Origin of the sequence: Singulisphaera photorubra (genome assembly GCF_045290345.1) — a bacterium.
In the GTDB taxonomy this organism is placed as follows: Bacteria; Planctomycetota; Planctomycetia; order Isosphaerales; family Isosphaeraceae; genus Singulisphaera.
Genome location: NZ_CP155447.1, coordinates 3,134,805 through 3,158,477 on the forward strand (window position 1 = coordinate 3,134,805; position 23,673 = coordinate 3,158,477).

A 23,673-nucleotide genomic window follows, 5' to 3' on the forward strand; every position below is an offset into this window, starting at 1 on the left:
GCGGAGCGCGTCAGCTCTCTGCCTCGCCTCTTTTTCTTGATTTGAGGAATTTGAAAATCGAGATTTCAAAATGTGTGATGGAGATCCGGCGGCCCAGGTGGCTTGATCGGGAGCGTGACCCGAACCAGCGTCCCAGGCAAGCCCGATGCGAGCTCCAGGCGTCCACCCAATTGCTGCATGCGTTCCCTCATGCCAGGCAGCCCCACGCCCGCGCCGCCCACAAGAGTACCCGCGGCGGTCACCAAGTTGGCCGGCAGTCCACGCCCCTCGTCCCGGATTTCCAGACAGACTTGCTCTTCGTCACGTACGAGGCGAACGCTCACCACAGAGCTGCCCGAGTGGCGATGCACGTTGCCCAGGCTTTCTTGAAGCACGCGGAACAGCGCCGTCTCGATGGCTTCGGGAGCCTGATTGAGGCTTCGGTCGCGTCCAAGGCCACCTGAATCCCACTCCGCTCCGCGAATCCCTCGACGTACTCGCGCATTGCGTGGACAAGGCCAAAGTCATCGAGCAGGGGGGGGTGGAGCAAGTAGGACAGGGTCCGGATTTCCTGGATACTCAGGGTGATCAGGTTTTCGCAGTTGGCTAACAAACGCAGACGCCGTGCGTCATCAGACGCCGCCCCCCGTTCCAGGATTCCCAGGTTCATGTGGATCGCGGCGAGATTTTGAGCTGTGTTGTCGTGCAACTCGCGGGCAATCCGGCGGCGTTCCGCGTCCTGAAGATGCAGGAGCCGGCCCGATAACTCACGAAGCCCCCGCTCCGCCCGTTGCCGCTCCGTGACGTCAAGGACCAGTGAAAGAATCGAGACAAGTTGGCCATGTTCGTCGAACAGCGAGGAGTTATACCACTCGCATTCGATGATTGCGCCGCTCCGTGTGTAGTTTCGATTGAGAGACACAATCCGAGGCACGGTGCCGGCAACAAGCCCTTCGAACATTTTCGCGACGGCGGCCGCATCATCCTCATGGATAAACTTCCATTCGTCCGGACGTTTCCCCAACACCTCCGACTCCGTCCAGCCGAAGTACCGCTCGGCCCGGCCAAACCAGCGGATGACTCGAAAGTCACGATCCCACTCCACTGCCGCCAGAGGCGAGTTTTGGATGTGAGAATCAAGAATCTGATGGGCGTGGTGAAGTTGGTCCTGCCTCGCCCGCAATTCGGCCTCGACCTGCTTTTGTTCGGAAATGTCAATATGCACATGCTGGAGGCAGATGAGCCGACCGTAGGCATCCTTCAGTTGTCGTGCGGCGAGAAGGACAAAGAAACGCGTTCCGTCGCGGCGGACCATGAGGAACTCGCGAGGTTTCATCTCACCTTCCACGGCGAGAATCCTCATCATTTCGGTCCGCTCTTCCGGATACGCGTAGAGTTGCCGGCCGATATCGACCACTTCACGAATCATCTGCTCCGAGCTCGCGTAGCCATACATCAGCGAACACGCTCGGTTGACTCGTTGCAGCCGCCCGTCCGGTAGTGCCTGCGAGATGCCCGTGACCGAGTTCTCGAAGAGATCACGGTAGCTTTGCTCGCTCTCGGCGAGCCGGATCTCCGCCAGCTTCCGTTCCGTGACATCCATCGAGGTGCCCGTGATGCCGAGAATTCGCCCCGCGGCATCTCGAAGCGGCTCCACTGACGTATCAAAGAAGTAACTTTTGCCATCAATGGTGGCCAGCAAGGAATCACGAAACGAAATCCCGGTGGTCAGCACCTTCCGTTTGATTGCGGTAAGGCGGGCGGCATCTTCCGGGATGAAGAGATCTTCGTCGGTTTTCCCCAACGTTTGAGCGGACACGCCGGGGGTCGGGTTGAAAATATTGGTGTAGCGCAACTCCCGGTCTTGCTGAAAGATGACGATTGGGGAGTTCTCTAGGGCCATGCGAAAGAGCTCTTCGCTCTCGCGCAGCGCCTTCAGGGCCGCGTGCTCCGCGGTCTTATCACTGAAGACGAGCACCATGCCGCCGACAGCACCGTTGTCATCGCGTATCGGCGCAGCGCTCTCCGCGATGGGTCGTTCCGTCCCGTCGCGGGCGATGAGCAAGGTTCGCTGGGACAATCCCACCGACTGGCCGTTGCGATGCGCCGAAATCACCAGGTTTTCCGCGGCCACACGAGTGGACTCGTCAATCGTCCGAAAAACCTCCTCAAGGGGTTTGCCTCGCGCTTCCGTCTCGGTCCAACCGGTGAGTCGTTCCGCCACCCGGTTCATCCCTCGCACTCGACACCAGTGATCCGTGGTGACGACGGCGTCGCCGATGCTATAGAGAACCGTACGAAAGGCTTCCTGGTCCTCCCGCTGCCGGTGCTCCGACTCATAGAGAACCTGGTAGACGCGTGCCTGTCTTCGCCGATTCAAAAACGCTGTCCCTGCCGCTGCCAGCAGGATCAAGAGGGCCACGGTGAGATTGATGACGAAGGCCCGGTAATGCGCTTCGGTGAGGATTTCGTCCACATCGACCTTGGTCACCAGGAACCAAGGTGATCCGGGAATGGGACGCAGGTTGGCCAGCACCTCAACATCGCCGCGGTAGTCTTTGCCCTGAAACTCGAGCGTTTGGCCGGCCGTCGCATTCGCGGAGAGAACCTCTTTGCGGGCCCAAGGCACGCGTAAAGTCAAGGGCTTGTGAGGTTGAAGACGCAGTTCGTTCAGGTAGAGAACATCCTTGCCATCCCGCTGGATCAGAAGCGACTCGGCACTTCGGCGCGACGTCGGCCAAGCCTCGATCAGCGGATACAGGTGAGTTTGTGCGTTGGTGCAGAGAATGACGATCGCCAGCGGGGTCCCCTCGGCATCCCGCACCGCTTGGGTAGCGTCGATCGAAACCAACTCGTCGGAGCCAAGGTAAAGGTCGGACAGCACAGGCCCCTGACTGTCGAGGGCCAATGCGATGGCCCGCCGTCTCGCCTCGCTTGTCGGCACTTGGGCCTTCTTGACCGCGACCAGGACCTTCCCATTCGGAGCCAGTAAGAGGGCGTCGGAATGCCCATAAACCTTGACTCTGATATCGAGGATGGCCTGGAGTCGAGCGAGCGGAAGCGGAGTAGCAGGATCTCGAGACGACGCGCGTACCGTCTCGATCAGGAATGGGTCCCTTGCCAACACCGTGGCATCAGCGAGACGCTCATTCCTCCAATGCCGAATCTGCCCGGACTTCAGTTCGCCGATGGCGGCGAGCGCCTGGTACTCTGCCTGGTGGATTCGTTCCGTTTCCTGCCGGTAGTACCAGTGGCCTCCAACCAGCAGGACCACAGTCATCACGGCGAAACCGGCCACCCAGGTTCGGCGCGCGGGGCCGGCGCGCAATTCTCGTGATGCCATGTTTGCCCCTCAGCGCTCGCGTGCCTCGACCAACCCAATTCTCTGTTCGCGCAGCAGAGTGCGCCGCCTGCCGATCGATCGGCGACCACTGATCAAAACTAAACTTTAGCCACGTCTGTCACAAGACGCCAGTCTTGGAACAGGCCGAGTTTCAAGCCACTTCGACCCTCAAACCAGATGCGATCCCCTGGCTCCGGCGAATCCAGCAACGCCCCTCCACCGAGGCCTCACCGACTGTTGCGAATCTCCCCTCGATCGACTTCTCTCTGTACTTTTGTATGGTATGATCGGCTGAGGAGAGGAGTCAAGACGATGCACCACCAAGAGCGACCGACGCTCCACGGTCGAGGAGCTGTCGATAACCCACCCAACCGGTTCGAGACGTGCTGGCACGAGGTCGAGCCGACCGAGGGGGATCTCGATGAGATCCCGGCTCCGAGTACCCAGCTTTTGAAAGACGCGTCCCGGACGATCATTGCCGCCAACGACAGCCCCGACATCGGCTTCGATGCCAGCCTCAATCCATATCGTGGATGTGAACATGGCTGTATTTATTGCTATGCCAGGCCAACTCATGAGTTTCTTGGGTTTTCGGCGGGTCTCGACTTTGAGACCAAGATCCTGGTCAAGGAGGATGCGCCTGCGCTGCTCCGCCGCGAGCTTTCCTCACCGCGATGGAAGCCCAAGCCGATCGCTCTCAGCGGCGTGACCGATGCGTACCAGCCGGTCGAGCGTCGGCTCCGGCTCACCAGACGCTGCCTGGAAGTGCTCGTGGAGTTTCGCAATCCGGTCGTGATCGTCACCAAGAACCGATTGGTGACCCGCGACCTCGACCTCTTGGCCGAGTTAGCCAGGCACCGCGCGGCGGCCGTCTTCCTCTCGGTCACCACGCTCGATGCCGGACTGGCCCGAGCGCTCGAGCCTCGCGCTTCGATTCCTGAGTTTCGGTTGTCGGCGATCGCGAAACTGGCCGCGGCCGGCGTCCCCGTGGGGGTGCTCGTCGCCCCGGTCATCCCAGGGCTGACCGACCACGAACTGCCGGCGATCGTCGCCGCCGCGGCCCAGGCCGGTGCCCAGTTCGCCGGCTTCACTCCGATCCGGCTCCCGCTCGGGGTCGGCCCACTCTTCGAAGACTGGCTCACACGCCACTTCCCCGACCGCAAGGAAAAGGTCCTCCAGCGGATCAGAGGGCTTCGTGGCGGGCGGCTGAACGACCCTCAGTTCGGGACTCGGATGCGTGGCCAGGGCGAGTTCGCCGAGATGATCGCCCAGATGTTCGCGCTCGCCTGCCGCAAGGCCGGCCTCGAGGGACGGAGCACGCCCCTCTCGACCGAGTCGTTCCGGAAGCCGGGGGCCAAGCAACTCTCCTTCTTCGATTGACGAGAGCTCAGGTGCTCAATCCGCGTCGGGACGAAACCACCATCGGAAGCCCACCGTCGGCTCGGAGCGTCATCGTGGCCATGAGCTTGGCCTTCGTCCCCGGCTGCAATCCCAACCGGAACCGTTGCGCAATCGTTGCCAGGAGAAGGACAGACTCCATCATGGCGAAGTTGTTGCCGATGCAGATCCTCGGCCCACCGCCGAACGGAAAATAGGCGTAGCGGGGAATCCGCTTCATGAGCCCGTCCTGCCAGCGCTCGGGCCGGAACGACTCGGGATCATCGAAGAACCGCGGATCCCTGTGCACGACCCATTGGCTCATGTAAACGGTCGTCCCGACCGGCACCCGATATCCCCCGACCACGGTCGGCACGATCGCCTCCCGGCCAACGAGCCAGACTGTCGGATGGACCCGCAACGACTCGGTGATCACATGCTCGGCGAATGGCAGACGCGGGAGATCCGCCAGCGTGGGTGCCCGATCGCCAAGTACCTGGTCGAGTTCCTCATGGAGCCGAGCCTCGGATTCGGGGTGTTGCGCGAGCAGGTACCAGGCCCATGTCAGCGTGTTGGCGGTCGTCTCGTGGCCCGCCATGAAGAGAGTCATCGCCTCATCGCGAAGCTGACGGTCGGTCATCCGATCGCCGTCGTTCTCGTCCTGGGCGTTCAGGAGCATCGAGAGGAGATCCCCCCGGTCTTCACCCGAGGCACGCCGGCGGGCGATGATCTCAAAGATGATCGCGTCGAGTCGCTTGACCGCGCGAGCGAGCCGAACGTTGTTGGGAGTTGGGATAAAGTAAGGCAGGCGAATCAGCGTATTGACACGTGCGGTAAAGCAGCGAAGAACCGTCTCCATCGCCGCGCTGAGATCGGCCGACGAACCGGAGACATCGGCGTCGAACAGGGTCTTGGCAATAATCTCCAGGGTCAACCGCATCATCTCTTCCTGGACGTCGTAGACCGCACCGTCGTGCCAATGCTGTAGCATCCGCTCGGTGAACGCGACCATGACCTCCGCGTGCGCGGCGATCCGCTCGCGGTGGAACGCCGGCTGTGCCAGCCGACGCTGACGGCGCCAGAAGTCCCCCTCGCTGGTGAGAAGACCATTGCCCAGCGTTTTCTCGGTCATCCGGAGCGAAAAGTGCTTGATGTAGTGGCGATTATTCGTGACCAAGACCTCCTCGACCAGGTCCGGATGATTGACGATCATCATCTTCCTTGGCCCGAGCCGAAACGCCACGACGTCGCCATAGGTCCGAGCACACTCGGTCAAGAAGCCGAGCCGATCGCGACGAAACGCCGGCAAGTTGCCGGATAGCCAATTTCCCTTCGGACCAGGGGGAGACTCAACTCGTTCCGTCAGTGCCGCACTCATGAATTCAATCTCTTTGATATTATGGAAGCACGAGACATGTGGGTTGCGCATGTCCGGCTTTTCATGAAGCTCTGAAGTTTTAGTGAGTGGTGGGGCAATTCAGGTCTGCTCAGAGCCCTCTTGCCCAGGAACTCTCACTCTACGAAGTCAGCCCGGATCCCGCAATGTGCTCCGCGAGCCGCCGGCGTGAGAAACCCCGAGCTTGCGATCGGGTGACTCACCGGCTGGTCGTTGCCTCAAGCCGCATGGCCGGGAACCTCCAGCGGATTCTGGAGGTCTCTGCGGATGCGCTGTTTGCGTTGCTGGGACCTCTTGTGGATAGTAGAAGTCACTCGAAAAGATGATTTATGATTATTGGCTGCGATGTATTTGCGATTTGATTGTTGCTGAAAACAGGGAGACTGTCGCCACGCTACCGGGGGTTTTTCGTCTGTCTTTGGAACTTCGCATCGGCTGGTTCTTTTGACACATGTGGAGAAGGCGATCATTTGCGATCGCCCTCTCGATCAATGCGAGCGATCCCCGGCCTCAAAGCGACCTGCGTCGCTCGGTTCCCTCGCCAAGAACGAAACGTGTCACGTTGGGCGTTCGCTCCAGCAGGTGTTGCATCGCCGCGACGATACCGTTCGGCTGGCCCCCGACCTCAATCTCCGTCCCGAGCAGGGCATATTCGGGAGCTTCGTATCGAAGTCCCTCCTGAGTTGAGCCGTAGAGGTGCCGGATGTTTCGCGGAACCTCGCGGGAGAGTTCGCGAGGAATCTCGCTCCCGCAGCTATCCATGAACACCAGGCTGTAGTGCATCGCAAGATCGTTCCCGGAATCCTCAAGGAGGTCCAGATACTTCTCCTTGGTAATGCCGACGCCCACCTTGGCCTCATCTGGCCCGCCCAGAACCATGCCTTTCCCGCCGATTCCGTAGAATGCGCCTAAAAAATACCGCCCCAAATCGTACACCCCAAGGTTGCTTGAATCCGAATCGAGCGGGAGCGGCTCGGTCGAATCGTCGAGCGTCCCGTCCGGCTTCGCGTTCCCAGCGATGGCTCGGTCGAGTGTGGCCTCGATGAGAGCCGGTGTGATCGCCATGACATCGGTGCCGTGCGACCGCGTTATCAGAATGAATTCGTGATCTGAGGGCAGGAAATGTCTGGCTACCTCGCCAAGGGCGGCGCTCAAAGCGATCGGGCTGGAGAGCGGGCTTGCTTCGAGCAACTCATGGTTCGCCGTCGCACCACGGAAGGGTTCTTTGGAGGACTGGTATTCGCCTGCACGCAAGACCTCATACCATCCGCAACTTGCCGTTTCGTTATGGAAAACGACGGCCCCGGCAAGGTGAGCCGCGACACCTTGATCGCGTAATAATCGCTCGATTTCGACAACCTGTCGGTAAGTTGTCTGGGGGAAAGTGAGCAAATCCCCCTCAACCCGATCCGCAATAGCGTTGGCAAGTTCCTCGCCGCTTAGCCGAAGTTGCTCGATTCGCTCCGCGACGAGTTGTCGCCGCCGAAGCCCCAGTGACGTCTCATTAGAATAGTAAATGAATGCGTAACGTTTCATGAATTGCTATCCAAACTTGAGGACGTGTCGAGCAGAGACCGGGGAATCGAAGTCCGTCATTCAGCGATAACTCGAACTTCAGCTTGAACTCGGTTCCAGTTCAACGATGAAATCGACATTTGACAAGGGTGGGGGCGGCCGGCCAGGCACCTTCGAGACGGAGGATGAGAGGCCTAGCGAATCCACCGGATCAGCAAGAAGACAGGGCGGACGCGTTCGGGTTGACCTGTTACATTGGCCGATGCTATGTTGGACTCGGTTTCCGTTTTTCTTGTTTTGCGAAGAGAAAGCAGGGTCGGCGGCAACTGGCTTGCCCGGCCCCAGCCCAGCGCCGCATTGATGGGCCAAAACGGCGCACCATCTCACCATGGCTGATGATCGGATCCGGCGGCAAATCGCCTTTCTTGCCGCCCAGCTCATGTATCAGCGGTTCGAAACCGAGTACTTCACCGCCAAACGCAAAGCCGCCCGGCAGCTCGGTGTCGAATATCGATACCGGCCGGCCGACCTGCCGTCGAACCGCGAGATTCGCGACCAGATCCAGGCGATGGCCCGGATGCACGAGGGGGAGAAACGCCTCGAGCACTTGCTCGACATGCGGATCGAAGCGCTTCGCCTGATGCGCAAGCTCACCCGCTTCCGGCCTCGCCTGATCGGAAGCGTCTGGACCGGGCACGTCCGCCACGGTTCCGACATCGATATTCACATCTTTGCCGACAGCCAATCGATCGTGACCGACACCCTCGACGACCTCGCGTTACCCTACGAGGTCGAGCGCAAGCGTATTGTGAAATACGGTGAAGAACGCCTCTTTACTCATATTCACATTGACGATCGTTACCCGTACGAGCTCACGCTCTATCCCGAGGACAAGGCCCACTACGTTTTCAAGAGCTCGATCACCGGCCAGGCGATCGAGCGTGCCTCGATCGCCGAGCTCGAGGCCTTCCTGCGCTCGGAGAACCCCGAACTCGACCTGGACCGCGAAGTCGAGCGGGTGGAGGATCATCTCGACCGGTTCGAGCTTTATCGGCTCTTGCTCCTCCCGCTGGAAGGGGTCAAGCAGAATCCGCGATATCACCCCGAGGGGGACGCGCTCTATCACAGCCTGCAAGTCTTCGAGTTGGCCCGTCAGGAGCGATCGTATGATGAGGAGTTCCTGCTCGCCGCACTCTTGCACGACGTCGGCAAGGCGATCGACCCCGGCGACCATGTGCTGGCCGGCCTGCAAGCCCTCGAAGGCACGATTTCCGAGCGCACTGAAACTCTGATTGCCCATCACATGGACGCTCTGGCGTATGTGAACGGGACCCTCGGTGCCCGCAAACGCGTCCGGCTCCAGCAATCCGAGGATTTCGAGGACCTCATGCTCCTTCGTGAGCTCGACAGTAAGGGCCGCCAGCCCGGCGCGGTGGTCTGCGAGGTCTCGGAAGCCCTGGAGTACATCCGCCAGATGGCCGACGAAGACGATCTGGACGAATGACGGCCGATCTCAGTAGGGTGAAGGAAGAACCCGCTGAACCTCGCGAGCATTCTCGCAATGGTTCTGCGGGATTCCACCCCATCGAGAGATTCCTGCCATGGACGCGACTTCAGAGCCGACAGCCGACGTCACCGAATCAATTCGCGACTACTTCCAAAAGGACCGGTCGCGGATGACCATGATGGCGGCCCGTAAGTTCGGCGTCACCGAAAAGTCCGTGGTCGACGCCCTGGTCGGCCAATGGCCGATCGTCCGGCTCCGCGAGGGGGTGTTCCGCGAGTTGTTGGAAGCACTCCCGGCGCTTGGGACGATGCGCGTCTTCGTCCGCAGTCGCGCCGCGGTCATTGAGTCGGTCGGCACGTTCGGCGGTTTCTCCGACGCCGGTCCCTTTTTCAACGTGCAGACCGACACGCTCGACATGCACATCCTCCACGAAGAAATCGCCGATGTCTTCGCCATCGAGAAGTGGGGCCACGACACCACCACCGCGACCTATTCGTTCCAGTTCTTCGATCGCTCGGGTGATGCCGCGTTCAAAGCCTTCCTCTGGGAAAGCTTTCCCGACGTCCCCAAAGAAACGATCGCGGCATTCCATTCCCTGGCCAAGCGCCTCGCGGCGGACGCGGACTGATCATCCGATTTTCGGAGGGTCGGCTTCAACCTGCCACTCTCTCAACGGGAGAGGCAGGCGAACGCCTACCTGCCATGAAAAAATAATCAACGATCCGCGACTGGGCGAGAATCGCGTTGGATTTCCGGCCCGGTCGTAATTCCCTAGTAAAGCTTTGCCGAACCCGTTTCTCCCTACGTCAACGCGATCGGCCATGGCATCATCTTCGGCCTAAAAATTCTAGGGTGGGCACGGCCCACCATCTTAACCTCCTTTTGAACAAGGAGATCGGGATGGTGGGCCGTGCCCACCCTACGAGAAAAATCGGATTCTGTCGGCTGATTGATCAGCAACCATGCCTGTCTTGAAAAGATAGCATTAGTTTATTCGTAGATGCATCCGGATCGGCCGGATCTAGGAGACCTTGGCGACAAGAAGTGTGCGATCGTCGGCCGCGGGTTCGCCGGCCGTGAATCGTTCGACGGCGTCGAGGACTGCTTCGATCAGGCCGTTGGCATCGAGGTGGCAATTGGCCAGGGCTTCGTCGAGACGCTCGGTATCGAACATCTTGCCCGCCGGATTCGTGGCTTCGGTAATTCCGTCGGTGTAGAAGACGATCTGGTCGCCAGGGCGGAGCGCCTGGGTGAATTGATCGTAGGCCACATCGGTCATGACGCCGAGGGGAAGGTTGCCGACATTATCGAGCGCGATGACCGAACCGTCCTCGCACCGCTTGAGGCGGGGCGGGTTGTGCCCCGCGTTGGCGTAGGTGAGGGTGCGCTTGGCCGGGTCGTAGATTCCGTAAAAGGCGGTGACAAAGGCTTCGTTGTTGGTCGTGTAGAGCGTCGCCAACTGCTGGTTGACGTGTTGGAGCATGGTGGCGGGGGGATCGGGGAAGTTGGGAACGGCGTGGGCGATACTATGGGTGATCGCCATCATGACCGCGGCGGGAGTGCCATGGCCGCTGACGTCGGCGATCAAGATCCCCCAACGGTTGTCGGACAGAGGGAAGAAGTCGTAATAGTCGCCGCCGGCCCACTGCGAGGTCTGGTAGGACGCGGCCAGGCCAAGACCCGGAATGGGCGGAATCGTCTTCGGGAGAAGCGAGCGTTGAATGTCGGCAACCAGCTTCAGTTCCCGGTCGACAACGCCGTAGGCGCGCTTGAGTTCCTCAGCCAAGACGAGGTTTTGCGTTGCCCGGCCGAACAGGTTGCTCATCCAGACCTGCTCGGGAAAATCATCCCGATCGAATGCGTTCGGGGAGGGACGCATCAACACGATCATGTTGAGCGCCGTCCCCCCGTCATAATGGGGGATGGCCATCAGCGACCGCTGCCCCATCAAATAGCTGGCGGCCGGATCGTCGGGATCAACCTGCAGGTCGTCGATGATTTGCGGTTGATCGCTGTAGAGCAGCTCGCCGAGCAGTCCCCCTTCCAGGAGCGGCAGCCGGTGCTTCTCCGTCCAGGGGTTGATCTCCTCGGTCCACTGGCTGGCCCGGGTGATCCGATACTGAGGGGCCTCGAGGCCCCGTCGACTCAATGCGACCCGACGATCGGCGGGCATGAGCTGGCGGATCCGCTTCGCATAGGCGCGAACCATGGCCTGCGGATCGGTCTGAAGGCTCATCTCGCGCATCGTCTCAACGATGACATCAAGTCGCTTTCGCCAGTCGAGGCTCCGGAGCCCCGGCTCGGCGATTTGCGGGTCGATTCCCATGGTGCCGTCCCCAGATCGTGGAGCACTTGAGCGAGAGGACGAGATTGTCCAGCCCGGTGACGGCTCTATTGTAAGGTGGCCGGCAACTGATCACACCGATCGACCCGACTGCGATCCCTGCGTCGAGCTGGTTTCGCTCACGAATTCGTGCGTTCGTCCGGCACTTCCGTGGCGATGACCCGGCTCAGGACATTCGCCTCGCGACGGACCGACGCCAACTGTGACTGGCCGCGCACGCCCGCAACACCGGTCCGCCCCGCGCTCCGAATGCCGACGGAGGTGCCTCGCCTCGTTGTCCGAGCCGCCGTTCCCGCCAGCCTCGTCTCGTAAGCGGACTCTACGAGTTGGGTGGTCGTGGCTGTGGCTGTGGTCGAGGTTACACGTCCCTGATCTTCAAACAAATCGGCCAGTTTTCTCACCTGAGATGCCAGAACCCAGATCGATCCCGCGATGATCAGCATTCCCGACCAAAGGATAATGGCAAGGCTGGTAAGATTAATGTTGAAATTCAGCATGGATGCCTTTCCACGAGGGTGCGTCGTGCCATCCCGTCGACCTGGCGAAGCGAGCGGGACGTAACCAGTGCCGTCGCGGGGGTGAATCACCCGCCCGAGGGGAGGCCGAGACGGCTCGAGCGGACGGGTTGGCAGAGAACTTAAGGCGAGAAACAAGACGAGGCGGGATAGGAGAGAACAATCCCCCAATACAAATGATCGAGCGAGAATGGTAGCAATCCCTCGTTCCCCATGCAACCTCATTCATCCGACTGCGGAAACGAGGTTGACTTTGCCAGGGCGCTTGTCGGAAGTGGCCGAGGATGGTTCGCCCGTGGCTCTGTTCAAGGCGTCTCATCGACATCCGGGGTGGAGGACGGTACGTTCTTAAGTATCAGTCATGACCTGCCATCGTTGGTGGCCCGCTCCGCTTCGGTCCGATTGTCAGCCTCGAGATTTTTCAACATGAACCCGGCCGACCCAGCGGCCCGTCCCGCTCTGCCGCTTTCGCAGTTCCGGCGTATGATCGCGGTGTGCGACCGGTTCGAGGATCTCTTGCGCGCGGGCGAGACGCCACCAATCGATGATTATCTCGGCGAGACCTCGGGCGAAGAACGAGCCACCCTCCGCGCCGAACTCGCTGCGCTCCTGGAGCACTATGCCCACAAAGATACCGAAGGCCAGGTACCGAACAAGGATCTGACCATTCGTTCCAAGACGCTCGCCCAGCCCGTTCCCGGGTCCCAGGTCCCCCACGCGGGGGACGAACTCGAGATCCTCGAGGAGATTGGCCGCGGGGGGATGGGAGTCGTTTATCGAGCCCGGCAAGTCAAGCTCGACCGGATCGTCGCGCTCAAGATGATTCTCGCCGAGTCGCATACCAACCCCAAGTCATTGGCGCGCTTTCGGACCGAGGCCCAGGCCGTGGCCCGACTTTCGCATCCGAACTTCGTTCAGATCTATGAAATCGGCGAACGTGATGGCTTCCCCTACTTCTCGATGGAGTTCGTCGAGGGAGGGAGCCTGGCCCGGAAGCTCGGCGGCGGCCCTCTCCCCGTCCGGCAGGCCGCCCAGATCATCGAGACCCTGGCACGCGCCACCCATGTGGCCCATGAACGTGGAATTGTCCATCGTGATATCAAACCAGCCAATATCCTTCTGACTCACAGCGGCGAGCCCAAGATCACGGATTTCGGTTTGGCCAAGATCGTCACCGGAGTCAGCTCGGTGAATCCATCGCGGTCCGAAACCCTGGTCGGCACTCCGGCCTACATGGCTCCGGAACAGGCCCGAGGCGATGGCCGCGAACTCGGCCCGCTCGCCGACGTCTATGCTCTGGGCGCCACCCTCTACGAGATGCTTACCGGAGTGCCGCCGTTCCTGGCCGCCACGGCGCTGGAAACGCTGCTCCTGTCCTTGAACCAGGACCCGGTTCCCCCCGGACGCCTGCGGACCAAGCTGCCCCGGGACATCGAAACCATTTGCCTGAAATGTCTCGAGAAAGCACCGGCACGTCGATACCAGAGCGCCGAGGCGTTGGCCGACGACCTGCACGCGTTCCTGGGGGGAGCGCCGATCGCCGCCCAGCCCGCCGGCCGGCTCGAACGGGCGATGCGGTGGAGCCGACGGCAACCGGTGCGGGCCGTGCTCGCTGGGTCAGGGACCGTGGCCACGATCGGGCTCTTGGTGGGCGTCTGGGCCTCGAATGCCCTGGTCGTCAGCGCCGTCGCCGTCCTTGGACTGCTCGCGGGAGGCTCCTGGCACCATGCGCGGCTCCAGTCGGCCTTGCGGGAGTTGGCTCAGCAGCAACTCTCCGCCGAACGGCATGCGGAGCGGCTTCATCTTCTGGGCGAGATGACGCGTCGGCTCATGACGATCAACGACGTGGATAAGTTACTGTTCCTGCTCGGTGAAACCGCCTGTCGGGTCGCCAACGCCGAGCTTGCCACGATCTACCTGATCGATCGCGAACGTGGCGAGCTCTGGTCCAAGCTCACCATCGACTCGACAGTCGGCGAGATCCGCGTCCCCCTGGGCGTCGGGATCGCCGGGACGGTCGCGGTCACCGGGGAAACGATCCACATCCCCGACGCCTACGCCGATCCTCGCTTCAACCCCGAGATCGATAAGCGCAGCGGATATCGCACGAGGAACCTTTTGACCTTCCCGATGACCGGCCAGAACGGCCGGATCCTCGGCGTCTTCCAGGTCCTCAACAAGCGAGGGGGCGCCTTCGAAGTCGTTGACGAAGAAGTGCTTGCCTCTCTGGCAGCCTCGGCCGCGGTCGCCGTCGAACACGCACGTCGCCAGCCCGCGGCGCCCCAAGGAGTCCTCTCCGAAACCATCGACGATTCGGATGTTGAGACCATCACCCTCTCTTTGCCCCCAAACGAGGGCGAGCCATCAGCGTCACCCTGAGAAATCCAGAGCGTATCCGCTTCGGTCACGACCGTTCTCATTGTTGGCGTGGCAGGGGCGGGAAGTTGAGAGAGATCGCATGACTACAGAGGATAAGGGGTCGGTTTCTATCTGGGTTGGCAACCTCAAGGCGGGCGATCAAGCCGCGGCGCAAAAGCTCTGGGACCGCTATTTCGATAAACTGGTCCACGTGGCCCGCGCCAAGCTTCGCGCGTCGCGTCGACCTGGAATCATCGAAGATGAGGAAGACGCCGCTCTGAGTGCTTTCGACAGCCTCTGCGCCGGGGCCGCACTCGGCCGGTTCCCGCAACTCGCCGACCGGGACGACCTCTGGAAGCTCCTCGTCGTGATCACGGCGCGAAAAGCAGTGGACCAGATGCAGCGGGAGGGACGCCAAAAGCGGGGCGGCGGCCGGGTTGTCGGCGAATCGACCCTTGCCGGCCCCATCGCCGACGAGGGGCTCGGTGGCCTCGACCAGATGGTCGGTTCCGAACCGAGCCCGGAGTTTGCCGTCATGGTCGCCGACGAGCACCGTCGGCTCCTCAACCTCCTGGGTGACGAAACGCTCCGCCGGATCGCCATCTGGAAAATGGAAGGTTACACCAACGAAGAAATCCGCCTGAAGCTCGGATGCTCGTTGCGAACCGTGGCCAACAAGCTCGAGTTGATTCGCCGCACCTGGCTCGACGAATGAGGATCACCGCGCTGTGTATCGAGGGAGAACGGCTGACCCCAGTGCCGCCCTCTTGGCATAGAGGAAGGTGAGGTGGTGATCGAGGTGACTGATCGTTTTGGCGACCAGTTCAGCGAGAGTCATGCGTCCGGCCTCCGAATGCTGGCCGGTTCGCGCGAAGTCGGCCTCCGCGCAGTTGTGGAGGATCCGGGTCATCCAGCGTCGGTTCGCCGCGAAGAGAGCGGCGGCCTCCTCAATCGGCATCGACCGGGAGTCGAGCCGTTCGATCCAGGCATTTTCGTCGAAGGCCAGGAGCACGGGGTCCTTCTCGGCGATCACCCGTTTCATCCGGTCGGCAAGGACCAGGTCGGCGTCGAGCAAGTGGGCCACGAGTTCGGAGAGGCTCCAAAGTCCCGGCTCAACCCGCGTCGCTTCCTGTTCCGAGGGGAACCCCGCGGTGGCATACTGAAGCAAAGGACCCCCTTCGGCGTAGCGGTCGATCACAGACGTAGGGTCGCTCAAGATCCATTCTCCTCGATTGTATTCTCGGATTGTCGCTTGCGCCAGATCGCAAGCTGGGTGTGGTTGTACTCAAGGAACCAGATCTCTTCCTCAACACCGAGTTCGGTGGCAAAGCGGTGGGCCACGAGGTGATTGATCACTTCGAGCGACACCGCGAGGAAGTCGGTTTTGGGGTCGGCAACACCGCCTGGATTATGGAAGATGAAGCGAATCACGAGAACACGCTCATCCACTGGTCCCGCTTTGGCAGAGAGATAACGGCCATCCATCTCGTAGATCGAGTAGCCTCGAGAAGCGAGACGTAACGTTTTGATCCACGAATCCTCGTCGAACGTCGGATCGTGCTCGCGGTTGCGAGCGATCGTCTGCTTGACGAACGGAATGGCGCGAATGGCCTCTTCGTCGAAGAGGTCCTCGAGAACCTCCTGGACCTTGCCAAAGTAACCCAGCTTCTTGGGCAAGATCACTTCGTACATTCGCGCCGGCTTGGGACCCTCCAGCGAATACTCGGCCATCGGCGTTATCATTGAAGGCAGGCCCCCCGTCGATCCAGTCGCGGGGAAATCATGTTGTCCTCACGACTCTTCAGCGTAACCATCCCGGCGCGTCTTGTCGTCCCGGAACCAGAAGCGTAGAACCGTTGATTTACAGCGGGTCGAGGGATAGAATCGTACTTGACTATCTTCACTAAGAAACTGACCTTTCCCGACCATCCCCAGAGCAAGAGACGATCGGGCCGGTGTCGAGGAGAATGATCGCGATGGAGCCGAGCGGCGGAGCCAAGCCGAGTAAGTCCGAGGCGATCAAGATCGCCAGCCAGTATTTGAAGTCCTATCTCGCCGAGGAAGTCCACGACGGGCAGACTCACTTCAGCGAAAATGCGGCGGCGGTCCTCAAGTTCCACGGGTCGTACCAGCAAGACGATCGCGACCATCGCACGCAGTTCAAGCGGGAGGGCAAGGAGAAGGGTTTCCAGTTCATGGTCCGGACCCGGGTCGTGGGGGGGAAGATCACGGCCCAGCAATATCTGGCGATCGACAAGCTCGCCACGACGGTGGGCAACAACACGATCCGGATCACGACGCGGCAGGAATTCCAGCTTCACGGCGTCGCGAAGCAGGATCTCCCCTCAACCATTCGGACAATCAACGAGTCGCTGCTCTCGACGCTGGCAGCTTGCGGCGACGTCGAGCGCAACGTGCTCTGTTGCCCCGCGCCAATCCGGGACACAGCCCACGAGGCGATGCAGGCCGACGCCGATAGCTGGGCTTCCCATTGCGCTCCGCGTGCGTCGAGCTACTGGGACATCTGGTTCAACGGCGAGAAGATCAGCAATCCGCTCCTGCCTCCCGCCGGGCCGATTCAGGTGCCGACCCCCGGCGACGATCCCACCGAGCCGATCTACGGTAAGGCCTTCCTACCGCGCAAGTTCAAGACGGCGTTTGCCTTTCCTGACGACAACTGTACGGATGTTCAGGCGAACGATCTGGGACTGCTGGCGATCGTCGAGAACGGAACCCTGGTCGGATACAACGTCCTGGCCGGCGGTGGTATGGGCACCACGCCCAGCGCCCAGAAGACGTTCCCGTTTCTGGCGGTCCCGATCGGCTACATCGATCGGGCCGACATGATCCGGCTTGGTGAGTCCGTCATCAAAGTTTTCCGCGACTACGGCAACCGGTCCGACCGCAAACGGGCGCGGCTCAAGTACATCATTCACGACTGGGGGGTCCCGGCCTTCCGGGCCAAGGTCGAAGAATATTTCGGGCGGCCGCTCGCCGACCCGAAGAACGCGCCGATCACGGACGTGGACGACCACCTTGGTTGGAACGAGCAAGGGGACGGCAAACTCTTCCTCGGTCTCCCGGTGGAAAACGGCCGGATCAAGGATGAAGGATCGTTGCGCCTGGCCAGCGGCCTCCGCGCCTTGTTCTCGAAATACCAGGTGCCGGGGCGGCTTACCTGCCAGCAGTCGATCATGCTGATCGACCTCGACCCAGCCTGGCGGGCTGAGATCGAGGCCACCCTGGCAGAGTACGGGATCGCCACGGTCGAGCAGATTTCCACCGTCCGACGCTGGTCGATGGCCTGCCCGGCGCTGCCGACCTGCGGCCTGGCCGTCACCGAGTCCGAACGCGCCTTGCCGACGATCATGGACCAGCTCGAGGTCGAACTCGCCAAACTCGGTCTCGAGGACGAGCGGTTCACGGTCCGGATGACCGGGTGTCCGAACGGCTGTGCCCGGCCGTACAACTCTGACATCGGCCTGGTGGGCCGCTCGGCGAGCAAGAATCCCGACGGTACCCCTGGGCCTGGGACCTACACAATCTTCCTTGCCGGCCGGACCTTGGGCGATCGGCTCAACCTCGAGTTCAAGGATTACGTGCCGTTCGATCGGGTCGTTCCCGAACTCGCCGTCGTGTTTGCCCGCTTTAAGGCTGAGCGGCTCGCCGAAGAAACGTTTGGCGACTACTGCCTTCGGATCGGGGTCGAGGAACTGGCGGGTGAACCCAGCCCAGCCTGAGTTTGCCCCCGCGTTCGCTCGCTTTGGGAGACTCGGGAGGATTACCCGAGTTCACTGCTAGTCAAGACGGCGGGGATCGAGTATCCTTACGACCGCGTGTCAAGACGCTGCGTTCGCTCGATGAGGACGAACCGCTGATTGCGATCGCCTCCGATCGGCATCGGCCTACGTTCGAGCGACCGGCGTCCTCGCAGCAATCGCAATGGTTCCGGCGAGGGGAACGAGTTCAGAGCCACACGCTCGCGTCACCGGACCCACGAAGATTATCTTCGACGGGTCCGTTGCCCGAGTTGGCCGTCCCTTCATTCCGGATGGATATGCCCCCAGATCACGACCTAGGGTGATGCCGGTCGTCGCAGGAGATCCGCGTGGCCAAAGAGGAACCGATTCGGACCGAGGGCCGCATTGTTGAGGCCCTGCCCAATACACAGTTCATGGTGGAGCTGGAGAGCGGACACCGCATCCTGGCGCACATCGCCGGGAAGATGCGCAAGAATTTCATCCGAATCGTCCCGGGAGACCGAGTGACGATCGAAATCACACCGTACGACCTGACCAAGGGGCGGATCATCTACCGGGAACGCTAACCACGCGGTCCTGCGTCGCCGGAACGCTCCCCGCCCGAATCACGCCTTCAAGATCGATAGCCCTCCCGCCCATCCACTCAGAAATGGGCCGGGACCCCCGGGCGGTTCGATCCGCGCGCGAAGTCCCTGCCCATTGGGATGGGTGTCTGAAGGCGGGCCCCCCGGGTTCGTTTTCGAGACAACTGGCGGGGGATTTCGTGATCGTTTTTGAGACTTCGGCGTTCGGCGCGTGCCAATCGATTTGATTTCCGGAAATGGGAAATCATCACGGCGTCACGCGTTTATCGCTCAGTCAGACGATCCCAGGCGTCGCGAGTCGCGGGCCTCGCCTTCTCCCAGGTCATGCTGCTGGGCTTGGCCTGTCGCGCCTCCCAGTCGCGTCGTAGGTCGGGTTCAATGTCGTCGAAGCTCTTATCCGACCACTTCGAGCGTGCTTCCCAGCCAGTCCGATAGGCGGGCTCATAGTCGTCGTAAGTGGTCGACGGGTCGTAGTACGGTCGGGCCGTGTGGTGCTCACGCCAATAGGCGTCTTCGATCGTCGGATCAATGGACTCGGCAATCCCCTTGCCGGCCAGTCCTCCCGCCACGCCGCCCACAACCGCGCCCACGACCGTCCCAATCGGTCCCGCCGCTGTGCCACTGACGGCCCCCGCCGCCATTCCCCCAAGAATCCCGGCCGTCGCGCCTCCCACAGCCGCGCCGAGGCCAACGCCAACCGGATGGGCGCCGGGCTCGCCGCTAATCGGGTCGAGATTCGGATCGGCCTCAACAATCTTCTCGCGTGTTTCCTGAGAATTGGCCATCGTTGTTCTCCCCTTGGTGTTGTGGTGGTTTTCGAGTTTGAGTCGTGGCCTTCGCCACGTGTCCACGGGGAGATATTTCGCAAAAGGCATGCCACGATTCTTTGATGGCTTGAATTCTTCGACCTTCGCGTGACGACCATCGATCCCGTAAGAGTGCCAAGGCCATTCAGCGAGGCGGATGAGCGCCCAGAATTTCCATCGCGGCGTTTCGTCCGTTGATTGCGATCACACTGCCCCCGGGATGAGTACAGGCGCCGCAGAGGAAGAGACCGGGCATCGGGGTGCGCGATTCGAGGCGCTGGTTCCACATGTAAGGGGGAAGGCATTCCCCTTGGAAAATGTGACCACCGGTCAGGCCGACGGCCTTTTCGATGTCGGGCGGGCCGAGTACCTCCATTGCCAGGACTGCTTTGGGCAAGTTTTCGCAGTGGCGGGCAATCGACCCCAAGGCCAGCGCGGCGACTTCGTCACGTCGGGTCTCCCAGCTTCCTTCGGCGAAGGAATAAGGCACGTATTGCGCGAAGACGCTCATCGTGTGAACGCCTTCCGGGGCAATGCTCGAGTCATGTGCGGTCTGAAAGTAGAGTTCGGTCCAGAGTCGCTCGGGGAGCTTCCCCGCACGCGCGGCCTGATGGGCGACCTGCCACTCTGTCTTGGATAAGGGAGTATTGATCTGCCCAAGATGGTGTGGCTGTCTCGTTCCCGGACGGGCCCGAAAGCTCGGCAGCTCTCGCAGGGCGACGTTCAGTTTGACCGTGCAGCCGACAATCGGGATCTCCTCGACGCGGGCCTGCCATGCCGGGTCAGCCTGATTGCCGAGCATCCGGAGCGTGGACTGAGGGTCGGCGTTCGACACGACGCAAGGGGCATCAATCCGCTCTCCCCCTTCGAGCTCGACTCCGCGGCCCGGTACGATTCGGGCCACGGGCAGACCCGCGGCGACCACGGCCCCGGCCTCGCGGGCGATGTCGCAGAGCAGGAACGAGATCGTCCCCATCCCCCCCTTCACGTAACCCCAGAGGCCGGGGGCTCCTCCCATCCGACCGGAGGCGTGGTGAAAGTGGATCGAGGCCGTCCCTGGGTCATGGGGGCTGGCGTTGGTCCCGATCACCCCCTGACCGAGCATCGCCGACTGGAGCCGCTCGTCGCTCAGGTAGCGTTCGACGAACTCGACCATCGACCACTCGAAGAGCAGCTTCCGCGCGTCCTCATCGCCGTCGAGCCGCTCCTCGATCTCCTCACGGCTGGGAGCGCGGCCGACCCAGAGGTCGCGCGGTCCCGGGGGCCGGATCGCATCGCGGAGCCGTCGCTTCACGTCCCCCATCGCGTGCCAGCCGGCGAGGTCCCGAGGCGAGAAGCGATGGATCTCTTCGTCGCAACGCGCTTCATCATCCCAGAGTTGAATGCACTGGCCGTCGTCAAACGGCACGAACATGCCCGCGGTGGCCGGAATCCACTCGAAACCATGGCCGGGCAGGTCCAGCTCCTCGATCACGAGCGGGTGGAGCAATCCCGCCAGATAGGCGCAGGGCGAAATCCGATAACCAGGCCAGACCGCCTCAATCGTGCAGGCTCCCCCCACCCGCTTTCTCGCCTCGAGCACGAGAACACGCTTGCCGGCTCGAGCCAGATAGGCCGCGCAGGTCAGGCCGTTATGGCCCGCCCCCACCACGATCGCATCCCAGGTCCGCGCGGAGAGCTCCGCCACGGGCGCGGGGAGTTCGAGGATTCCGAGCGTTTCGTCCGTTCTCGTTTGCTCTCGAAATACCATCTGGCCTGCCCCCCTTCGCTGTGAATCCGCCCCCGCAAGAATCCGTCAAGTATATTGGATCAAGATGCTCGCGGCGCGTCCTCTTTGTTTCTCGATGTGAACTTTTGGACACGATTGTAGGGAACAGACGAACATCCTATTATCTTGAACCCTAGGTGTCATCTGACGAGTTCAAGGTCAGACCTCTGCCGTGACGATACGACAAAGTGGAACTGATCGAGTCGTAACGCGAACCAGACCAACGAGTTCGCGGAAAGGGGCAGCGGCCCATGGCCGGCACAGACACCGCGGTGGTCAGGCTTTCGGATCTGGCGCACGGTCAGGAGGCGACGTGCTTCGCCGCCCTGATCAAGAAGGATCGGGGCGTCGACAAGCACGGTAATCCGTTCATGAAGTGCCACTTTCGCGATAAGCGATCGACGGCCGTCGCTCCCCTCTGGTCCGACAATGCGCTCCGGATTCAGGCGGAGACCTGGACGGACGGGATCGCCTACCGGTTGCGGGTTCGGGGCGACTGGAAGGTCAAGTACGGGCTCCAGCTCGACATCATCGAGATCCGGCCCGCATGCGACGACGACGCGGCCGAAGGCTATGATTTTTACGACCTGGTCGAGAGCACCGACTACGACCCCGAAACCTTGCTGGCGTCGATCCACGACAAGATCGAGCGTTGCATTGATGACCCGTGCCTGAAGCGGCTCGTTCAGGAGATTCTGAGCGAGCACGGTGACCTCTTCAAGAAGATGCCCGCTGCGCAGAGTTTCCACCACAGCTATACCGCCGGTCTGCTGGAACACGTCTGGAGCATGACCCGGGTGGCCGCGTTCTTGGCCGACCACTACGGCAACTATTATGAACAGCTCAATCCCCCGTTGAATAAGGGGTTGATCGTCGCCGCGACGATTCTCCACGACATCGGCAAGCTCCGCGAGCTCGAGTACCACCCGGTCGAGACGAAGTACACGAAGGAAGGCTGCCTGATCGGTCACGTGCTGATGGGCCGGGACCTCGTTCGCGAAACGGCGAGAAAGATCGAAGGGTTTCCCGAGGAAACGTTGCTCCTCCTGGAGCATGCCATTCTCGCGCATCATGGCAAACGCGACTACGGAGCGCCCATCGTTCCGCAAACGCTCGAGGCGCTCCTGGTTTCGTACGTGGACGATCTCGACGCGAAGATGAACATCGCCGCCCGGCAACGACTGAATTCGATCAACGAAGGGGAATTCACCGACAAGGTCTATGCGCTCGACAATCGCCGGCTCTACAAGGGAATTCCCCGCGAAGCCCCCGTGGATCATGACTTGAACGAGCTGGCCTGATTCGGCCAGGTGATTGACCAGCATACGCTTGCGGAACAAATCTGAGAGGGCGTGGAACAAGGGGCCGGCCGCTCTTTCGAGCATCGCCGCGTTCCGCCTGCCCGTTCGATCAACGACCGCCTGGACTCTGGCGGGTTGGGCGGGTCGTGCTTACAATGCGAATGGCTCCCGACGCTCGAACACGTTCGCACGTTGGGGAGGACCTCCACGCTTTTCCTTTGTTAATGAGACAACCTTCATGATCGCCATTCGCAAAGCCTGGTGGGCGACGTTGCTTCTGACCGTCTTCATCGGCTGTACCCACGAAGAACCGACCGTCGACAACCCTCCTCCTCCCCCCCCGACTAGCCCCGACTCCGCCGCCCCCGCGCCGACACCTTCGGCCGAACCGGCCGTGGAAAAGCCGAAGGACGCGATGCCCGAGGCCGAGCTCCCCAAGGAGGTCGTGCCGAAGGTCGAGGCACCGAAGGACGCCGGGGATTTGAAGCTCGATCCGCCGGCGCTGACTCCTCCGGCCGCCAAGGAGGAAGGAGCCGAGAAGAAGGACGAGGCGAAAAAGGACGAGGCAGCCGCTAAATCCTCCTTGACCGAGGAAGAGCTCGCCGTGCTCGCCATGCTCTCGCCGGCGGACAAGGCGCTGGCGTTGAAGCAGATCGTTTGCCCGGTCAGCGGCGAGAACCTGGGTTCGATGGATGCCCCCGTGAAGGTCACCGCCGAGGGGAAAACCTTCCTCATCTGCTGTGGGGGTTGCAACAACGAAGTGAAGTCGAATCCCAAGGAAGTCGTCGCCAAACTCAAGAAGTGAAGTGACCCTTCAAGCGGGGTCTGGCATCGCGCCAATGGCCCCGCTATAATCACATCGCAAGCGAGTATGGGATAGCGAAACCGTTCCAACCTTTTCTTAAAGGAAGGGACGGTTTCAGACCGAAATGCAGGACCGGCGTTCTCTCCCGCTGAGGCGGTGGCTGGCTCCAGCCTCGAGTCACGGTAATCGGGCGATTTCCCTTCGATCGGGAAGTGACCGTTCCCTTGAATCGAGTTGACAGCCGAACCGCAAGCCGAATTCTCAGCCGTCTGCCACTGATTTCACGCACTCGTCCCCCCGTTCTAGGATGGAAC

At 61.4% G+C, this 23,673-nt stretch carries 19 protein-coding genes; 9 read left to right on the top strand and 10 right to left on the bottom strand.

Going from position 1 to position 23,673, the window contains the following annotated elements; all coding sequences use genetic code 11:
• Nucleotides 1–65 precede the first annotated feature (65 nt).
• Nucleotides 66–374 carry a sensor histidine kinase gene (locus tag V5E97_RS12065; protein WP_406699569.1) on the bottom strand — a complete coding sequence of 103 codons (309 nt, stop codon included), beginning with the start codon at nt 372–374 and terminating at the stop codon, nt 66–68.
• Nucleotides 320–3,322: a sensor histidine kinase gene (locus tag V5E97_RS12070; protein WP_406699570.1), complete on the bottom strand. Its 3,003-nt coding sequence runs from the start codon at nt 3,320–3,322 to the stop codon at nt 320–322. The genes V5E97_RS12065 and V5E97_RS12070 overlap by 55 nt, the downstream gene beginning before the upstream one ends.
• Nucleotides 3,323–3,634: 312 nt before the next feature.
• Between V5E97_RS12070 and V5E97_RS12075 the strand changes: the two genes are divergently transcribed.
• Nucleotides 3,635–4,702, top strand: coding sequence for a PA0069 family radical SAM protein (locus V5E97_RS12075; protein ID WP_406699571.1), 1,068 nt, complete (start codon nt 3,635–3,637; stop codon nt 4,700–4,702).
• A gap of 7 nt (nt 4,703–4,709) precedes the next feature.
• Here V5E97_RS12075 and V5E97_RS12080 read toward each other — a convergent pair whose 3' ends face one another.
• Both V5E97_RS12080 and V5E97_RS12085 read right to left on the bottom strand, forming a co-directional pair.
• The gene (locus tag V5E97_RS12080; RefSeq protein WP_406699572.1) at nt 4,710–6,077 is read right to left on the bottom strand and encodes a cytochrome P450; all 1,368 of its coding nucleotides are present in this window, start codon (nt 6,075–6,077) and stop codon (nt 4,710–4,712) included.
• Nucleotides 6,078–6,605: 528 nt separating this feature from the next.
• Nucleotides 6,606–7,631, bottom strand: a complete 1,026-nt coding sequence (locus V5E97_RS12085; RefSeq protein WP_406699573.1) for a hypothetical protein — start codon at nt 7,629–7,631, stop codon at nt 6,606–6,608.
• 367 nt (nt 7,632–7,998) lie between these two features.
• On the opposite strand from V5E97_RS12085, the gene V5E97_RS12090 reads away from it, so the two are divergent.
• Both V5E97_RS12090 and V5E97_RS12095 read left to right on the top strand, forming a co-directional pair.
• Nucleotides 7,999–9,114, top strand: a complete 1,116-nt coding sequence (locus tag V5E97_RS12090) for an HD domain-containing protein (protein WP_406699574.1) — start codon at nt 7,999–8,001, stop codon at nt 9,112–9,114.
• Nucleotides 9,115–9,211: 97 nt separating this feature from the next.
• Nucleotides 9,212–9,745, top strand: a complete 534-nt coding sequence (locus tag V5E97_RS12095; protein ID WP_406699575.1) for a ChuX/HutX family heme-like substrate-binding protein — start codon at nt 9,212–9,214, stop codon at nt 9,743–9,745.
• Nucleotides 9,746–10,138: 393 nt separating this feature from the next.
• Here the strand turns inward: V5E97_RS12095 and V5E97_RS12100 are convergent, their stop codons facing one another.
• Nucleotides 10,139–11,443 carry a PP2C family protein-serine/threonine phosphatase gene (locus V5E97_RS12100; RefSeq protein ID WP_406699576.1) on the bottom strand — a complete coding sequence of 435 codons (1,305 nt, stop codon included), beginning with the start codon at nt 11,441–11,443 and terminating at the stop codon, nt 10,139–10,141.
• A gap of 137 nt (nt 11,444–11,580) precedes the next feature.
• Complete coding sequence (locus V5E97_RS12105; RefSeq protein ID WP_406699577.1) at nt 11,581–11,958, bottom strand: hypothetical protein; 378 nt, start codon at nt 11,956–11,958, stop codon at nt 11,581–11,583.
• Nucleotides 11,959–12,402: 444 nt separating this feature from the next.
• Between V5E97_RS12105 and V5E97_RS12110 the strand changes: the two genes are divergently transcribed.
• Complete coding sequence (locus V5E97_RS12110; RefSeq protein WP_406699578.1) at nt 12,403–14,355, top strand: protein kinase domain-containing protein; 1,953 nt, start codon at nt 12,403–12,405, stop codon at nt 14,353–14,355.
• Between the two features lie 79 nt (nt 14,356–14,434).
• The gene (locus tag V5E97_RS12115) at nt 14,435–15,049 is read left to right on the top strand and encodes an ECF-type sigma factor (RefSeq protein WP_406699579.1); all 615 of its coding nucleotides are present in this window, start codon (nt 14,435–14,437) and stop codon (nt 15,047–15,049) included.
• Nucleotides 15,050–15,052: 3 nt separating this feature from the next.
• Here the strand turns inward: V5E97_RS12115 and V5E97_RS12120 are convergent, their stop codons facing one another.
• The gene (locus V5E97_RS12120) at nt 15,053–15,550 is read right to left on the bottom strand and encodes a DinB family protein (RefSeq protein ID WP_406699580.1); all 498 of its coding nucleotides are present in this window, start codon (nt 15,548–15,550) and stop codon (nt 15,053–15,055) included.
• A complete protein-coding gene (locus V5E97_RS12125) occupies nt 15,547–16,065 on the bottom strand; it encodes a hypothetical protein (protein ID WP_406699581.1) in 519 nt (172 codons plus the stop codon). The genes V5E97_RS12120 and V5E97_RS12125 overlap by 4 nt, the downstream gene beginning before the upstream one ends.
• Before the next feature lie 245 nt (nt 16,066–16,310).
• Between V5E97_RS12125 and V5E97_RS12130 the strand changes: the two genes are divergently transcribed.
• Nucleotides 16,311–18,074, top strand: coding sequence for an NADPH-dependent assimilatory sulfite reductase hemoprotein subunit (locus V5E97_RS12130; protein ID WP_406699582.1), 1,764 nt, complete (start codon nt 16,311–16,313; stop codon nt 18,072–18,074).
• A 368-nt stretch (nt 18,075–18,442) separates the two neighbouring features.
• Nucleotides 18,443–18,661: a translation initiation factor IF-1 gene (gene infA / locus V5E97_RS12135; protein WP_015248164.1), complete on the top strand. Its 219-nt coding sequence runs from the start codon at nt 18,443–18,445 to the stop codon at nt 18,659–18,661.
• A 281-nt stretch (nt 18,662–18,942) separates the two neighbouring features.
• On the opposite strand, the gene V5E97_RS12140 is transcribed toward infA, so the two are convergent.
• Both V5E97_RS12140 and V5E97_RS12145 read right to left on the bottom strand, forming a co-directional pair.
• Nucleotides 18,943–19,464, bottom strand: coding sequence for a hypothetical protein (locus tag V5E97_RS12140; RefSeq protein ID WP_406699583.1), 522 nt, complete (start codon nt 19,462–19,464; stop codon nt 18,943–18,945).
• Nucleotides 19,465–19,630: 166 nt separating this feature from the next.
• A complete protein-coding gene (locus tag V5E97_RS12145) occupies nt 19,631–21,235 on the bottom strand; it encodes a phytoene desaturase family protein (RefSeq protein WP_406699584.1) in 1,605 nt (534 codons plus the stop codon).
• 269 nt (nt 21,236–21,504) lie between these two features.
• Here V5E97_RS12145 and V5E97_RS12150 point away from each other — a divergent pair, with 269 nt between their 5' ends.
• Nucleotides 21,505–22,554: a 3'-5' exoribonuclease YhaM family protein gene (locus V5E97_RS12150; RefSeq protein WP_406699585.1), complete on the top strand. Its 1,050-nt coding sequence runs from the start codon at nt 21,505–21,507 to the stop codon at nt 22,552–22,554.
• Nucleotides 22,555–22,792: 238 nt separating this feature from the next.
• Complete coding sequence (locus tag V5E97_RS12155; protein ID WP_406699586.1) at nt 22,793–23,359, top strand: hypothetical protein; 567 nt, start codon at nt 22,793–22,795, stop codon at nt 23,357–23,359.
• The last annotated feature ends 314 nt before the right edge of the window (nt 23,360–23,673 follow it).

Bases quoted from the DNA above. Each gene is read 5' to 3' on its own strand.
- V5E97_RS12070 (WP_406699570.1), bottom strand. From the start codon at position 3,322: ATGGCATCACGAGAATTGCGCGCCGGCCCCGCGCGCCGAACCTGGGTG.
- V5E97_RS12075 (WP_406699571.1), top strand. From the start codon at position 3,635: ATGCACCACCAAGAGCGACCGACGCTCCACGGTCGAGGAGCTGTCGAT.
- V5E97_RS12080 (WP_406699572.1), bottom strand. From the start codon at position 6,077: ATGAGTGCGGCACTGACGGAACGAGTTGAGTCTCCCCCTGGTCCGAAG.
- V5E97_RS12085 (WP_406699573.1), bottom strand. From the start codon at position 7,631: ATGAAACGTTACGCATTCATTTACTATTCTAATGAGACGTCACTGGGG.
- V5E97_RS12090 (WP_406699574.1), top strand. From the start codon at position 7,999: ATGGCTGATGATCGGATCCGGCGGCAAATCGCCTTTCTTGCCGCCCAG.
- V5E97_RS12095 (WP_406699575.1), top strand. From the start codon at position 9,212: ATGGACGCGACTTCAGAGCCGACAGCCGACGTCACCGAATCAATTCGC.
- V5E97_RS12100 (WP_406699576.1), bottom strand. From the start codon at position 11,443: ATGGGAATCGACCCGCAAATCGCCGAGCCGGGGCTCCGGAGCCTCGAC.
- V5E97_RS12105 (WP_406699577.1), bottom strand. From the start codon at position 11,958: ATGCTGAATTTCAACATTAATCTTACCAGCCTTGCCATTATCCTTTGG.
- V5E97_RS12110 (WP_406699578.1), top strand. From the start codon at position 12,403: ATGAACCCGGCCGACCCAGCGGCCCGTCCCGCTCTGCCGCTTTCGCAG.
- V5E97_RS12115 (WP_406699579.1), top strand. From the start codon at position 14,435: ATGACTACAGAGGATAAGGGGTCGGTTTCTATCTGGGTTGGCAACCTC.
- V5E97_RS12125 (WP_406699581.1), bottom strand. From the start codon at position 16,065: ATGGCCGAGTATTCGCTGGAGGGTCCCAAGCCGGCGCGAATGTACGAA.
- V5E97_RS12130 (WP_406699582.1), top strand. From the start codon at position 16,311: ATGGAGCCGAGCGGCGGAGCCAAGCCGAGTAAGTCCGAGGCGATCAAG.
- V5E97_RS12140 (WP_406699583.1), bottom strand. From the start codon at position 19,464: ATGGCCAATTCTCAGGAAACACGCGAGAAGATTGTTGAGGCCGATCCG.
- V5E97_RS12145 (WP_406699584.1), bottom strand. From the start codon at position 21,235: ATGGTATTTCGAGAGCAAACGAGAACGGACGAAACGCTCGGAATCCTC.
- V5E97_RS12150 (WP_406699585.1), top strand. From the start codon at position 21,505: ATGGCCGGCACAGACACCGCGGTGGTCAGGCTTTCGGATCTGGCGCAC.
- V5E97_RS12155 (WP_406699586.1), top strand. From the start codon at position 22,793: ATGATCGCCATTCGCAAAGCCTGGTGGGCGACGTTGCTTCTGACCGTC.